Source organism: Pseudomonas sp. QS1027 (genome assembly GCF_002814235.1).
Lineage (GTDB): Bacteria > Pseudomonadota > Gammaproteobacteria > Pseudomonadales > Pseudomonadaceae > Aquipseudomonas.
The window spans coordinates 113,263-126,095 of record NZ_PHSU01000007.1 but is presented as its reverse complement, the minus strand read 5'-3'; the positions used below and the strand labels follow the sequence as shown (position 1 = coordinate 126,095).

Genomic DNA, 12,833 nt, shown 5'->3' with positions numbered 1-12,833 from the left:
TTCAGCGCCGCAGGCTGGTATCGATCTGGCTCATCCGGCTACGCAGGGTAAAGACCCCATCTCCGGAGAGGATCGCCCCACGGGCAAACAGGCGCCCGTTTTCCCAGTTCGAAAGACCCAGTTCCGGTTTGTTCAGTGCGTACTGGCCATCGACCCAGCGGGTGAAACCATCGCCGACAAAGGGCGCGTTGATGCTGTTGTAGAAGTAGTCATGGGCACCACGGTCGGCGCTGATCAGCGACACGGTGAACTGCGGGCTGTAACGGTTGAACAGGGCAACCGCCTGATCCAGGTCATCGACGATTTTCAGGCTGACTTCCGGCGTCTCTTCCCACTCCCACTCGCGGCCCAGCTGGTCTTCGGGCAACGATTCGGTTTGTGCTTCTTCCTCATAACCTTCGGCGCGCCGGACCTGCACCCGCGCTTGCAGCCACTCGGTCGGCAGCACGCTTTCATCGCCGCTGACGACATGCAGCTTGCAGCGTTGGCCGCGTGCTTCGCCGGCGGCCTTCAGCGCCTCAAGGAACAACGGCACCAGTTCGGCCGCGCGCTGGCGATGAATCACACAGACATTGAGCGTGTTGCAGACCTTGCGATCCAGGGAGTTGCGCACCACTTCGGCAAAGCGCTTGGCATCGGCGTCCTGATGGGCCACCAACCAGGCGCCGCCGGTGCCGTGCAGGCTGACCACGGTGCCGGCTTGCTGGGCGATGCCGCCAAGTTGTTTCACGGCATGGCCCGAACCCCTGGCTACTGCCAGGGACAGGCGGCGGTCGGCGAACATCGCCCAGCCTGCCGCCCGGTCGCTGCTTTCCACCAGGGACACCGCACCCGCCGGCAAACCGGCTTCGTGCAGCGCCGGATTGAGCGCATGGCGAACAATCGCCTGGGCCGTGCCAAGGGCATCGCTGCCGATTCGCAGCACCGCGGTGTTGCCCGTGCGCAGAACGCCGGCGGCGTCGGCAAACACATTCGGCCGACCTTCAAAGACAAACGCCACCACGCCCAGGGGCGCGACCACCTGTTCAACCTTCCAGCCCTCATGTTCCACGGACTCATGGACCCGACCGCGAATCAGCGGCGCATCACGCCAGGCCCGCAGTCCGGCGATCATGTCGCGACGCATGGCCTCGCTCGCCTGCAGACGGGTGGTGGAACGCCCACGGGCTTTGGCCTGGGCGATATCGGCCTGGTTCGCGGCCTCGATCAAGGCCCAGGAAGCGGGGGCTTCCAGGTGCTGGGCGAACAGGTCGAAGAACTGGCTGATGGCCTCGTCCGAGACCTGGGCCAGGGCGGTGAACGCGACCTGTGCGGTGTCGATGGCCTGGGTCGCGATCTGTTGCACGGCGTGGGGAATCAGCAGCAGTTCACCGCTGGCCTGGTCCACCAGCAGATGATCGCCCGGCTGGAAACGCTCGGCCAATTCCGGCGGCACCGGGGAAACCCGGTTACCTGCGTAGAGAATCGGAGTGCCGGCGATAAGACGATCGAGCGTGCTGGTCATGATGGGAGAACGTGTCCAGAAAAGTAGAAGGCAAAATGTATAAGAAAAACGCCCTCGGCTCACCTGCTAACGGCGTTTCTTTTGCACGGACAGCCCTCAGGCTTGCTGGATAAACGCCAATCGAACGGCAAAACCGATCAGCAGGCCGCCGAACAGCCATTGCTGCAGGCGTTGCGCCCGTGGGCTCTTGTCCAGCCATTGGCCGATCCAGGCACCGGCCAGGGCGTAGCAGCTGTCGAACAGCAGCCCGACCGCCACCAGGGTCGCGCCGAGCCCAAGGAACTGCGTGGCCACCGGGCCGGCATGGGCATCGATGAATTGCGGCAGCAGCACCGAGCAGAACAGCAATGCCTTGGGGTTCAGCAGATTGGTGAGCAGCCCTTGTTGCAGGGCGGCGCGCCAGCTCAGGGTCCGTTGGGCGCCTTCGTGATCCGCGCTCAACAACGCCAGCGAACCGGGCTTGAGCATGCGTACGCCGATCCACAGCAGATAGGCGGCGCCTGCCAGGCGCACTATGTCGAAGGTCCATGGCGCGGCCTTGAACAGCGCCGCCAGGCCCAGGGCCGCAAGCGCCACGTGGCAGGCGCGAGCGATACCCAGGCCGAGGGCTGTGGTCAGGGCCTGGCTGCGACCATGGCGGGCGCCGGTTTGCAGCAGGAGGATCATGTCGGGGCCGGGAAGCAGATAAACCATCGCCAGTGCGAACAGGTAGAGGAGCATCGTGCCGTTTCTCCAAGAGGGGATAACTGGAGAAAATTCTATGTCGGAAGGGCAGGGCAGGTGCTTGCGTATTCAACCCTTGAAAGGCTTAGACTTGGTGCTTTCTGCCAATACAGTCGAAGTGAGTAGTCGGATATGCCAAAAATAAAACTCGATGCCTACGACCGTAAAATTCTCGCGGCTTTGCAGCAGGACGGACGCCTGAGCAATGTCGAACTGGCCGCACAGATCGGTCTCTCGGCGTCACCGTGCCTGCGTCGGGTGCGTATGCTCGAGGAGGCGGGGGTGATTCGCGGTTACCAGGTGAATCTGGACCGTGATGAGGTCGGGCTGGGTTTGACGGTGTTCGTCGGGGTCAAGGTCGAGCGCCATCACGAGGCCGAAGCCGAGGCGTTCCGCCTGGCGGTCATGGCCTTGCCACAGGTGATCTCGGCGTTCCTGGTATCCGGCGAGTCGGACTTCCTGCTGCAAGTGGTGGTGCCCGACCTGCGGGCTTATGAACGCTTCCTCAATGGTCAACTGCTGCGCCTGCCCGGTGTGCGGGACATCCGCAGCAACTTCGCGATCCAGGCGGTGAAGGCGCCCGGACCGCTGCCGTTGGATCATCTGCCCGACTGACTCAGATCTGCGTGGCCAGGCCTTCGACGTTCATCGCTGCCTGGCGCAGGGCTTCGGAGCGGGTCGGGTGCGGGTGGCAGGTGAGGGCGATGTCTTCGGCCGAGGCGGAAAACTCCATGGCCACGCAGTACTCGCCGATCATCTCGCTGACACTCGGGCCCACCAGATGCACGCCGAGAACTTCGTCGCTGTGCTCGTCGGCCAGGACCTTGGCGAAACCCTCGGTCTCGTGGTTGATCTTGGCCCGGCTGTTGGCGCTGAAAGGGAATTTCCCGACCTTGTAGGCGCGGCCTTCGGCCTTGAGCTGCTCTTCGGTCTTGCCGACACTGGCCAGTTCCGGCCGGGTGTAGATCACGCTGGGGATCAGCGCGTAGTTGACCTCGCCAGCCTTGCCGACGATCTGCTCGATACAGGCCATGGCTTCGTCTTCGGCCTTGTGGGCGAGCATCGGGCCGCTGGTGACATCGCCAATCACCCAGACGCCCGCGGCTTCGGTGCGATGGCCCTGGTTGGCCAGCACGCCGCGCTTGTCGGTGGACAGCCCCACGCTTTCCAGCCCGAGCCCTTGGGTGAAGGGACGACGGCCGATGGCCACCAGCACGTAGTCGGCGTCAATCAGCTGCGCCTCGCCGCCGGTCGCCGGCTCCACGCGCAGCTGTACGCCGGTATCGGAACGGGTGGCGCTGGTCACCTTGGAGCCCAGCAGGAAACGGATGCCTTGTTTGCTCAGCGAGCGTTGCAAGGTCCTGCCGGCTTCCAGGTCGACGCCGGGGCAGATACGGTCGAGGTATTCGACCACCGTGACCTGGCTACCCAGCCGCCGCCACACCGAGCCCAACTCCAGGCCGATGACCCCGGCACCGATCACCACCAGATGCCTGGGCACCTCCGGCAACGACAGCGCGCCGGTGGAGTCGAGGATGCGCTGGTTGTCGATCTCGACACCCGGTAGCGGCATCGGCTCGGAGCCGGTGGCGATCACGATGTCCTTGGCCTGCAAGGTGCTCTCGCTGCCGTCGGCAGCACTGACCAGCACCTTGCCGGGGCCGGCGATCCGCCCCCAGCCCTTGATCCACTCGACCTTGTTCTTGCGAAACAGGTATTCGATGCCTTGGGTCAGCCCGGCCACGCTCTGGTCTTTCTGTTTCATCATCTGCGCGAGGTTGAGGCTGGGCTTGACCTCGATCCCGAGGTTGGCGAACTCGCTACCCATCGCCGCCTCATAGAGCTCGGAAGCGTGGAGCAGGGCCTTGGACGGCATGCAGCCGACGTTCAGGCAGGTTCCGCCGAGGGTCGCGCGACCCTCCACGCAGGCCACCTTCAAACCCAACTGGCCGGCGCGAATGGCGGCGTTGTAGCCCCCGGGTCCACCGCCGATGATGACGACGTCGTAACTGCTCATGACTGTTCTCCTGGGAGACACCGCGTTGAGGAAGAAGGACAAAGGTAGGTGTCATAAAATATTATGATCATAATATTGTCCTTGTGCGCAACTTTGGTCAAGGCATCACACGTCGATGGGCCCTTGAAGGCACGGTGTCACCTGGAGGGGTTTTTACTGCTGCCGACGCGGGCCGGATCTTCCAGAAAGGTGGTGTAGGGGTACGTCGGGTCGGCGTGGAAATTGATCCTCCGGCCTCGGACGGTGGTCAGTTGCGAGTCGGCCTTTATGCAGAGTGTCTGGCCGCTTTTGAAGGTGAGCCGGTGAATCTGTTGATTGTCTTCCCGGCTGATCTCATGGCTGATCAAGTCCAGCAGGTTGCTCAGGCCCAGGGGCGAGCCTGGTTGATTGATGGTCAGGCAACTGGAAGTCTCCGCACCAGGGACAGTCCCCAATGGGCGTTGAAAATAATGGTACTCACTCAAGGTATGGCTCATGGCGGCTCCGTCGCTCAAGTGTGCGCGCCGAGTGTTGGGCATGTTATTAGTCGGCAGCGCGCACAAAGGGTGTCAAGTGTTTTAAGGGTGAGGCATATAGTTATAAGTTATCTGGCCCCGTGGCGTTGGCAAGCGCACGAGGATCAATAGGGTGTTTGGGTATCGAGCCGTCTATTCAAGGGGTTGGGCGTGGTGCTGAACCGTTGGCAGACGCTTTTCAATACGGAAAGTTACGAAGCTTTTTAATGAACCGGCAAGGGCTATTTAAAGTCAGAAGGATGTTAGTCATTGCCAGGAGACCAATCAAGTCACGCAGATGTTGAATTTTGTTACATGAGCATCCGGTTAACCGGCGGTAATTTTTCTGGTTGTTTCGAACAGTGGGACGGCAGATAAATCAATGTCAGTGGTTTCCGTGTTATTGGGTTAATTGATATACGGGTTACACCCCTTCGAGTCATGCTTTCATTATTGCTTGTTAAAGAACTTCTGTTATGGAGTAACGCAAGACTCGGCAGGCCACCCCTGGCAGGAACGGCCGATCGATGAGGGGCGCCGAGGATTATTTTCAAAAAATTTTGCAAGGGGCTGTAACGGTCGGCAGCGACCGCTCTCTAGTGCCATGTCGAGACTGAACATTCCGTTCGGACCGATACCCCTAACGCATTTTCGAGGATAAAAACCATGTCGATCAAAACCGCCGCTGCTGGTGCCGCACTCGCTCTCGCCGCCGCCACCATGTTTGCCGGTGTCGTCACCCAGGCGTCGGCTGCCGATGCCCAGGTTCACTGCTATGGTGTCAATGCCTGTAAAGGCCAGAACGACTGCAAGACCAAAGAGAACTCTTGCAAAGGTCAGGGCTCCTGCAAAGGCCACGGCTTCAAGGCCATGACCAAGTCGGCCTGTGAAAAAGCCGGTGGCAAAATCGGCGAATAAACGACGCCCGAGTGCTCCCGCAGCGGTCGGCCTTCCATGCCGCTGCGGACACTGGCCCAAGGAGTCCAGTATGTCCGTTTCCCGTCCCTGCCTGGGTTATGGCCTGGGTTTGCGCAGTCACTATCACCAGGAAATCCTTGAGCAGTCGCCCGCCGTGGACTGGTTCGAGATCGTTTCCGAGAATTACCTGGTCCAGGGCGGCAAGGCGCTGTACTACCTGGATGCCATCGCCGAGCGTTATCCGCTGGTGATGCATGGTGTGTCGCTGTCCATCGGCGGACCCCATGAGCTGGATATGAACTACCTCAAACAACTCAAGCAGTTGGCCGGGCGGGTCAATCCCGCATGGATTTCCGACCATCTGTGCTGGAGCCGTGGCAACGCCCATCAGTTGCATGATCTGCTGCCGCTGCCCTACACCGAAGAAAGCCTGTATTACGTCGCCGCCCGGGTCCGCCAGGTGCAGGACGTGCTGCAGCAGCCGCTGGTGCTGGAGAATGTCTCCAGTTATGTGCGGGCCGCGTCCGATGAATTTTCCGAGTGGGAGTTTCTCGAAGCCCTCAGCCGCCTGAGCGACTGCGAGTTGCTGCTGGACGTGAACAACGTCTATGTCAGCGGGCGCAATCACGGTTTTGATCCCTGGACCTTTATCCACGGCCTGCCAGCGCAGAAGATCCGTCAATTGCACCTGGCCGGGCATGCCGATTATGGCGACTATGTGATCGATACCCATGATCATCCGGTCTGCGATCCGGTCTGGGAGCTCTATCAGCGAACCCTCGAATACCTGGGCCCGGTGGCAACCCTACTGGAGCGTGACGATCATTTCCCGCCGCTGGATGAACTGGTGGACGAGTTGGACAAGGCCCGTGAGTTGGGCGCAATCGCCCTGGCCCGGAGGTCGTTATGCGCCTGAACGACTGGCAACTGGCTTTTGAACGTTACCTACTCGGGGAAAACGCCGTAGCCAGTGATGCCTTGGGCGCCAGCCTGATCGGTGGGCCGAGCCTGGATGTCGAAACCGGCCTGGCCATTTACCACAACGCCTACCGCTCCCGCTTGCAGGAAACCCTGCGCAGCGACTTTCCCACGGTGTGGAACTGGCTGGGTGATGAGGAGTTCGATGTGCTGACCGCGGCCTATCTGCGTGAATGCCCATCGTCCCATTACAGCCTGCGTTGGCTCGGCGCCGGCTTCGAGGCTTTTGTCCTGCGCCATCTGATGCCGGAACAGAGCGCGCCCCTGGCGGAACTGATTCGCCTGGAGTGGGCCTTTACCCTGGCCTTCGATGCCGTGCCGGGCGAGCCCCTGACCCTGGAGACCATGGCCACCTTGCCGGCCGAGGCCTGGCCGGAACTGCGGTTGGCGCTGCTGCCCAGCGTCCAGTGGCTCCATGGCCGGTTCAACAGCCTGGCGATGTGGCGGGCGGTGAAAGCCGAAGCGGAATTCCCCGACAGCCTTGAACTGGAACAGCCGCAGGTTTGCCTGGTCTGGCGTGCCGACCTGGTCTGCCACTACCGCAGCCTGGAACCGGCAGAAGTGCATGCCCTGGACGGCATGGTGAATGCCGGTTGGAGTTTCGCCGAACTGTGCGCCGAGCTGGCTGTCACTCTTGGAGAGGGGGCGCCCTTGCAAGCGGTCAGCTGGCTCAAACAGTGGGTGAACGACGGTCTGGTCTGTCAACGTCACACTCTTTGATGCACCCATTCCCCCGCAGGGGCGGTGGCGGGCAAACCCCATAGTTCGAGTCTATTATCTCGATAGGCTGACAGTTCCTGTGAATGCGCTACCCTTAATTCAGACGTCTGAAACAAGGGGGATTACTCATGCTCGCGCAACTTCCACCGGCCTTACAGAATCTTCAGCTACCGCTTCGCCTGAGACTCTGGGATGGCCATGAATTCAATCTAGGGCCGGAGCCCAGTGTCACCATCGTTGTGAAGGACCCGCAACTGGTCGCGCAATTCACCCACCCCACGCTGGACTTGCTGGGCACGGCCTTCGTCGAAGGCAAGCTGGAACTCGAAGGATCGATCAGCGAAGTCGTGCGGGTCTGCGACGAGTTGAGCCAGGCGCTGCTGGAGGATGAAGGGGACAACCCGCCACCGCGCCTGGCCCACGACAAGGCCACCGACGCTGCCTCCATCTCCTACCACTACGACCTCTCCAACGCCTTCTACCAGCTCTGGCTGGACCGCGAGATGGTCTATTCCTGCGCCTACTTCGAAAGCGCCGACGCGACCCTCGAAGAAGCCCAGCAAGCCAAGTTCCGCCACCTGTGCCGCAAGCTGCGCCTGCAACCGGGCGAGTACCTGCTGGATGTCGGCTGCGGCTGGGGCGGGTTGGCGCGTTATGCGGCGCGGGAGTTCGGGGTCAAGGTGTTCGGTATCACCCTGAGCAAGGAACAGCTGGCGCTGGCGAAGGAGCGGGTGGTCGCCGAGGGCCTGCAGGACAAGGTCGACCTGCAACTGCTCGATTACCGTGACCTGCCCCAGGACGGTCGCTTCGACAAGGTGGTCAGCGTCGGCATGTTCGAACATGTCGGCCACGCCAACCTCAAGCAGTACTGCGAGATTCTGTTCGGCGCGGTGCGCGAAGGCGGCCTGGTGATGAACCACGGCATTACCGCCAAGCACACCGACGGGCGCCCGGTGGGACGCGGTGCCGGCGACTTTATCGATCGTTATGTGTTTCCCAATGGCGAGTTGCCGCACCTGTCGATGATCACCGCTGAAATCAGCGAGGCCGGCCTGGAAGTGGTCGATGTGGAGAGCCTGCGCCTGCACTACGCGCGGACCCTGGAGCAGTGGAGCCAGCGCCTGGAAAACAACCTGGAGGCGGCGGGCCGCGAAGTGCCGGAACAGGCCCTGCGGATCTGGCGGCTGTACCTGGCCGGTTGTGCCTACGCCTTTGAAAAGGGCTGGATCAACCTGCATCAGATCCTGGCGGTGAAAGCCTTCTCCGACGGCAGCCACAACCTGCCCTGGACTCGCGACGATCTTTACCGCTAAAGCCTCTCGCCGGCGCTGCCGAAGTCGGCGGCGCCGGCGCTGAGGTTCATCGCTAGAGGATCGGCGAGATCAAGCGTGCGACCCGCATGCCGAGCTGTTGCAGGCGATGGGTTTTGCGGCTTTCGTCCTTGGCCACTTCATGGGCCAGGGCAAAGTCTTTCTCGAGCATCTGTTCCACTTCCCGGGCGAAGGCTTCGTCCACGGTCAGCAACATCAGTTCGAAATTCAGCCGGAACGAGCGGTTATCCAGGTTCGCGCTGCCGATGGCGCTGATTTCGTTGTCCACCAAGACCACCTTCTGATGCAGGAAACCCGGGCGGTAGCGGAACACCCGCACCCCGGCACGCACGGCTTCAAAGGCGTACAGGCTGGAGGCGGCGTAGACAATGCGGTGGTCCGGGCGTGACGGCAGCAGCAGGCGCACATCCACGCCGCGCAGCACCGCCAGGCGCAAGGCGGCGAACACCGCTTCGTCGGGGATGAAGTAGGGGCTGGTGATCCAGACCCGTTCCCGGGCCGCATGAATGGCTTCGACGAAGAACAGCGAACAGGTTTCCACCGGGTCGGCCGGGCCGCTGGCGAGCAACTGGCAGAGCACGCCGTCGTCCGGGTAGGACTCCGGCAGGATCAGCGGCGGCAGTTTGCGCGAGGCCCAGAACCAGTCTTCGGCGAACGATTCCTGCAAGCAGGCGACTACCGGGCCGCTCACCCGCACATGGGTGTCGCGCCAGGGCGCCAGCGGTGGTTTGATCCCCAGGTACTCGTCGCCGACGTTATGCCCGCCAACAAAACCCACCAGGCCGTCGACCACTACCACTTTGCGATGGTTGCGGAAATTCACCTGGAAGCGGTTCAGCCAGCCACTGCGGGTGGCGAACGCACGGATATGCACACCGCCTTCACGCAAGGTCTCGACGTAGGTGTGGGGCAGGGCATGGCTGCCGATGCGGTCATAGAGCACATAGATCGCCACACCTTCGGCGGCCTTTTCCAGGAGCTTCTTCTGCAGCCGTCGGCCGAGTTGGTCGTCGTGGATAATGAAAAACTGCACCAGCACCGCTTCCCGGGCCTGGTCGATGGCCTGGAAAATCGCCTCGAAGGTCGCGTCGCCGTTGATCAGCAACTGCACCTGGTTGTTCGCCAGGCACGGCATGCGCCCCAGTTTCGGCATCGCCCGCAGCGAGGCATAGGCCTGGGAGCTGCGCGCAGCCAGGGCTTCCTCGACCCAGGGGCGCCAGTTCAGGTCGGCGATGGCCTTGCGCATTTCCACGTTGGCCTGGCGCCGGGCCTTGATGTAGGCGTCGAAGCTGCTGCGGCCGAAGACCAGATAGGGAATCAGTGTCAGGTACGGGATGAACATCAGCGACAGGGCCCAGGCGATCGCGCCCTGCGCTGTGCGCACGGTCAACACGGCATGGATGGCGGCGATCAGGCCAAGGGAATGAATCAGGGCAATCAGGTAGGCGAAAAGGTGTGGGCCAAAAAAATCCATGGTGGTCCTGCTCAGGCGTCTTCAATGTCTAACAGACCATGTTCCGGCGTTATTGTCGCTATTTAATTCTTGACGCAACCCCCGCATGATTCTGACGTCCAAGGTGGACCACTCTCTAGGAGCTACTTGATGAACCTTCGTCTGCCGGGCCTGGCCCTTGTCCTTGGTTCAATGATTCCCGTTGCCCAGGCGCAGGTGCTGCAACCGGGTTTGTGGGAGTTGACCTCCAGCAATGTGCAGGTCGAGAACCAACAGTTGGATGTCGGCATGCTCATGGGCGTGCTGAAACAGAACACCACCCCGGAGCAGCGCGCGGCGCTGGAGAAGCAGGGGATCAACCTCGGTGGGGAGGGCGTACGGGTATGCCTGACGCCGCAACAGGTGGCGTCCGAGTCGATTCCGCTGACCGATCCGCAATCGGGTTGCCAGCAGCAGGTCACCGAGCGCAACGGCCCGGATTGGAAATTCCGTTTCAGCTGTCCGAAGGCCCAGGGCAGCGGCGTAGCGCATTTTGTCAGTGACCGCGAGTTCAGCACCAAGGTCAGCGGGACTTTCAATGCCACCGGCATCCAGCAGAACGGCAGCATGGAAACCCGGGCGGTGTGGATGGGACAGGATTGTGGGCCGGTGAAACCGCGCACCTGATACACCGCAAACCTGTAGGAGCCGGCTTGCTGGCGATGGAGCCCGCCAGCCTTGCATCGACTATCCGGCCGCCATCGCCAGCAAGCCGGCTCCTACAAGGTTGGTGTTTTCAGGGAATCATGCGGTCAGCCGCTGGAACGCCGTCTCCAGGCTCATCACCCCAAGATCCTCGCCCTGCCGACTGCGCAGGCTGACCTGCCCGGCGGCCTTTTCCTTCTCGCCCACCACCAGCAGGTACGGCACTTTCTGCAGGCTGTGCTCGCGGATCTTGTAGCCGACCTTCTCGTTGCGCAGATCCGCGCTGGCCCTGAGGCCGCGGATCTTCAAACCCTCGGCGACATCCCTGGCATATTCGGCCTGGCCCTCGCTGATATTCAGCACCACCGCCTGCAACGGCGCCAGCCAGACCGGCAACGCGCCGCTGTAATGCTCGATCAGAATGCCGATAAAACGCTCCAGTGAACCGAACAGCGCCCGGTGCAACATCACCGGCCGTTGGCGCTCGCCACTTTCGCTGATATAGCCGATGTCGAAGCGTTCCGGCAGATTGAGGTCGACCTGCAAGGTGCCGCATTGCCAGTCGCGGCCGATGGCATCGCGCAGGACAAATTCCAGCTTCGGCCCATAGAACGCTCCTTCGCCGGGATTGATCCGGTATTCGATACCCATCTGCCCGAGGGCACCGATCAGCGCACCTTCCAACTGGTCCCAGGTTTCGTTGCTGCCGATCCGATTGGCTGGCCGTGTGGAGAGCTTGACCACGATATCGTCGAAGCCGAACTCGCTGTAGATATCGAACACCAGGGCAATCGCGGTCTCGCATTCGGCCTGCATCTGCGCCGGTGTGCAGAAGATATGGGCGTCGTCCTGGGTAAAGTGACGTACCCGCAACAGCCCGTGCAAGGCGCCGGACGGCTCGTAGCGATGGACCTTGCCGAACTCGGCGATACGCAGCGGCAGGTCGCGATAGCTCTTGAGGCCATGGCCGAAGATCGACACCGCGCCGGGGCAGTTCATCGGCTTGAGGGCGAACACCCGCTCATCCTCGGTGGTGGTGGTGAACATATGATCACGGTAGTTCTGCCAATGCCCGGAGGTTTCCCACAGTCCGCGATCCATCACGTCCGGGGTATTCACCTCGATGTAACCGGCCTGTTCCTGGCGCTTGCGCATATAGCCGATCAGTTGCTGGAACAGGGTCCAGCCCTTGGCGTGCCAGAACACCGAGCCCGGTGCGCAGTCGTCGAAATGGAACAGGTCCAGTTGTGCGCCCAGCTTGCGGTGATCGCGCTTGCCGGCTTCTTCGAGGCGGGTGAGGTAGGCCTTGAGGTCCTTGGCGTTGGCCCAGCAGGTACCGTAGATCCGTTGCAGCGGTGCGTTGTTGGCGTCGCCGCGCCAGTAGGCGCCCGCCACCTTGGTCAGCTTGAAGGCTTGCAGCAGCCCGGTCGAAGGCACATGGGGGCCGCGACACAGGTCTTCGAAATCACCCTGGCGATACAGTGACAGCACTTCACCGTCCGGGATGGTGCGAATCAGCTCGGCCTTGTAGTGCTCACCGCGCGCTTCAAAACAGGCGATGGCTTCGTCGCGTGGCAACTCACGGCGGTGTACCGAATGATTGGTCGCGGCCAGGGCCTGCATGCGCGCTTCGATCAGCTCCAGGTCCTTGGGCGTGAAGGCACGCTCATAGGCGAAATCGTAGAAGAAGCCGTCCTCGATCACCGGGCCGATGGTGACCTGGGCCGAGGGGTACAACTGCTTCACCGCCATCGCCAGCAGGTGTGCGCAGGAGTGCTGGAGAATCTCCAGGCCCTCGGTGTCCCGTGGGGTGATGATGCTCACCGCCGCGTCCTGTTCGATCAGGGTGCCACAGTCCACGAGCATGCCGTCGACCCGACCGGCCACGGCCGCCTTGGCCAGGCCGGTGCCGATGCTGGCGGCCACTTCGAACACCGTGAGCGGCTGGTCGTACTCGCGTTGCGAGCCATCGGGGAGGGTAATGCGGATCATCGGTGGCGGTCCTTGGTCG

At 62.0% G+C, this 12,833-nt stretch carries 12 protein-coding genes; 6 read left to right on the top strand and 6 right to left on the bottom strand.

Annotated features, from left to right (window positions below; all coding sequences use genetic code 11):
- Position 1: 1 nt before the first annotated feature.
- Together CWE01_RS07455 and CWE01_RS07450 are read right to left on the bottom strand one after the other, a co-directional pair.
- Positions 2 to 1,504, bottom strand: a complete 1,503-nt coding sequence (locus CWE01_RS07455) for an aldehyde dehydrogenase family protein (RefSeq protein ID WP_100939885.1) — start codon at positions 1,502 to 1,504, stop codon at positions 2 to 4.
- Positions 1,505 to 1,600: 96 nt separating this feature from the next.
- Positions 1,601 to 2,224 (bottom strand): LysE family translocator, encoded by a 624-nt coding sequence (locus CWE01_RS07450; protein ID WP_100939884.1) that lies wholly within the window; start codon positions 2,222 to 2,224, stop codon positions 1,601 to 1,603.
- Positions 2,225 to 2,368: 144 nt separating this feature from the next.
- Here CWE01_RS07450 and CWE01_RS07445 point away from each other — a divergent pair, with 144 nt between their 5' ends.
- The gene (locus CWE01_RS07445) at positions 2,369 to 2,842 is read left to right on the top strand and encodes an Lrp/AsnC family transcriptional regulator (RefSeq protein ID WP_100940052.1); all 474 of its coding nucleotides are present in this window, start codon (positions 2,369 to 2,371) and stop codon (positions 2,840 to 2,842) included.
- A 1-nt stretch (position 2,843) separates the two neighbouring features.
- On the opposite strand, the gene lpdA is transcribed toward CWE01_RS07445, so the two are convergent.
- Together lpdA and CWE01_RS07435 are read right to left on the bottom strand one after the other, a co-directional pair.
- Entirely contained in the window at positions 2,844 to 4,244 is a 1,401-nt protein-coding gene (gene lpdA / locus CWE01_RS07440) for a dihydrolipoyl dehydrogenase (protein WP_100939883.1), read from the bottom strand.
- 137 nt (positions 4,245 to 4,381) lie between these two features.
- Positions 4,382 to 4,720, bottom strand: a complete 339-nt coding sequence (locus tag CWE01_RS07435; RefSeq protein ID WP_100939882.1) for a hypothetical protein — start codon at positions 4,718 to 4,720, stop codon at positions 4,382 to 4,384.
- Positions 4,721 to 5,404: 684 nt separating this feature from the next.
- Between CWE01_RS07435 and CWE01_RS07430 the strand changes: the two genes are divergently transcribed.
- From CWE01_RS07430 to cfaB, 4 genes are all read left to right on the top strand, one after another.
- On the top strand, positions 5,405 to 5,656 hold the full coding sequence (locus CWE01_RS07430) for a hypothetical protein (protein ID WP_100939881.1): 252 nt from the start codon (positions 5,405 to 5,407) through the stop codon (positions 5,654 to 5,656).
- Positions 5,657 to 5,726: 70 nt separating this feature from the next.
- Positions 5,727 to 6,572: a DUF692 domain-containing protein gene (locus CWE01_RS07425; protein ID WP_100939880.1), complete on the top strand. Its 846-nt coding sequence runs from the start codon at positions 5,727 to 5,729 to the stop codon at positions 6,570 to 6,572.
- Entirely contained in the window at positions 6,563 to 7,354 is a 792-nt protein-coding gene (locus CWE01_RS07420; RefSeq protein WP_100939879.1) for a DNA-binding domain-containing protein, read from the top strand. Before CWE01_RS07425 ends, CWE01_RS07420 begins: the two co-directional genes overlap by 10 nt.
- A 128-nt stretch (positions 7,355 to 7,482) precedes the next feature.
- Positions 7,483 to 8,667 (top strand): C17 cyclopropane fatty acid synthase CfaB, encoded by a 1,185-nt coding sequence (gene cfaB / locus CWE01_RS07415; RefSeq protein WP_100939878.1) that lies wholly within the window; start codon positions 7,483 to 7,485, stop codon positions 8,665 to 8,667.
- A 52-nt stretch (positions 8,668 to 8,719) separates the two neighbouring features.
- Here the strand turns inward: cfaB and cls are convergent, their stop codons facing one another.
- Positions 8,720 to 10,159 (bottom strand): cardiolipin synthase, encoded by a 1,440-nt coding sequence (gene cls / locus CWE01_RS07410; protein ID WP_100939877.1) that lies wholly within the window; start codon positions 10,157 to 10,159, stop codon positions 8,720 to 8,722.
- 129 nt (positions 10,160 to 10,288) lie between these two features.
- Between cls and CWE01_RS07405 the strand changes: the two genes are divergently transcribed.
- Complete coding sequence (locus CWE01_RS07405) at positions 10,289 to 10,804, top strand: DUF3617 domain-containing protein (RefSeq protein WP_100939876.1); 516 nt, start codon at positions 10,289 to 10,291, stop codon at positions 10,802 to 10,804.
- Positions 10,805 to 10,921: 117 nt separating this feature from the next.
- On the opposite strand, the gene thrS is transcribed toward CWE01_RS07405, so the two are convergent.
- A complete protein-coding gene (thrS, locus tag CWE01_RS07400) occupies positions 10,922 to 12,814 on the bottom strand; it encodes a threonine--tRNA ligase (protein WP_100939875.1) in 1,893 nt (630 codons plus the stop codon).
- Positions 12,815 to 12,833: the final 19 nt, after the last annotated feature.

Coding starts and splice junctions, on each gene's coding strand:
- CWE01_RS07455 (WP_100939885.1), bottom strand. CDS start 1,504: ATGACCAGCACGCTCGATCGTCTTATCGCCGGCACTCCGATTCTCTAC.
- CWE01_RS07450 (WP_100939884.1), bottom strand. CDS start 2,224: ATGCTCCTCTACCTGTTCGCACTGGCGATGGTTTATCTGCTTCCCGGC.
- lpdA (WP_100939883.1), bottom strand. CDS start 4,244: ATGAGCAGTTACGACGTCGTCATCATCGGCGGTGGACCCGGGGGCTAC.
- CWE01_RS07435 (WP_100939882.1), bottom strand. CDS start 4,720: ATGAGCCATACCTTGAGTGAGTACCATTATTTTCAACGCCCATTGGGG.
- CWE01_RS07430 (WP_100939881.1), top strand. CDS start 5,405: ATGTCGATCAAAACCGCCGCTGCTGGTGCCGCACTCGCTCTCGCCGCC.
- CWE01_RS07425 (WP_100939880.1), top strand. CDS start 5,727: ATGTCCGTTTCCCGTCCCTGCCTGGGTTATGGCCTGGGTTTGCGCAGT.
- CWE01_RS07420 (WP_100939879.1), top strand. CDS start 6,563: ATGCGCCTGAACGACTGGCAACTGGCTTTTGAACGTTACCTACTCGGG.
- cfaB (WP_100939878.1), top strand. CDS start 7,483: ATGCTCGCGCAACTTCCACCGGCCTTACAGAATCTTCAGCTACCGCTT.
- cls (WP_100939877.1), bottom strand. CDS start 10,159: ATGGATTTTTTTGGCCCACACCTTTTCGCCTACCTGATTGCCCTGATT.
- CWE01_RS07405 (WP_100939876.1), top strand. CDS start 10,289: ATGAACCTTCGTCTGCCGGGCCTGGCCCTTGTCCTTGGTTCAATGATT.
- thrS (WP_100939875.1), bottom strand. CDS start 12,814: ATGATCCGCATTACCCTCCCCGATGGCTCGCAACGCGAGTACGACCAG.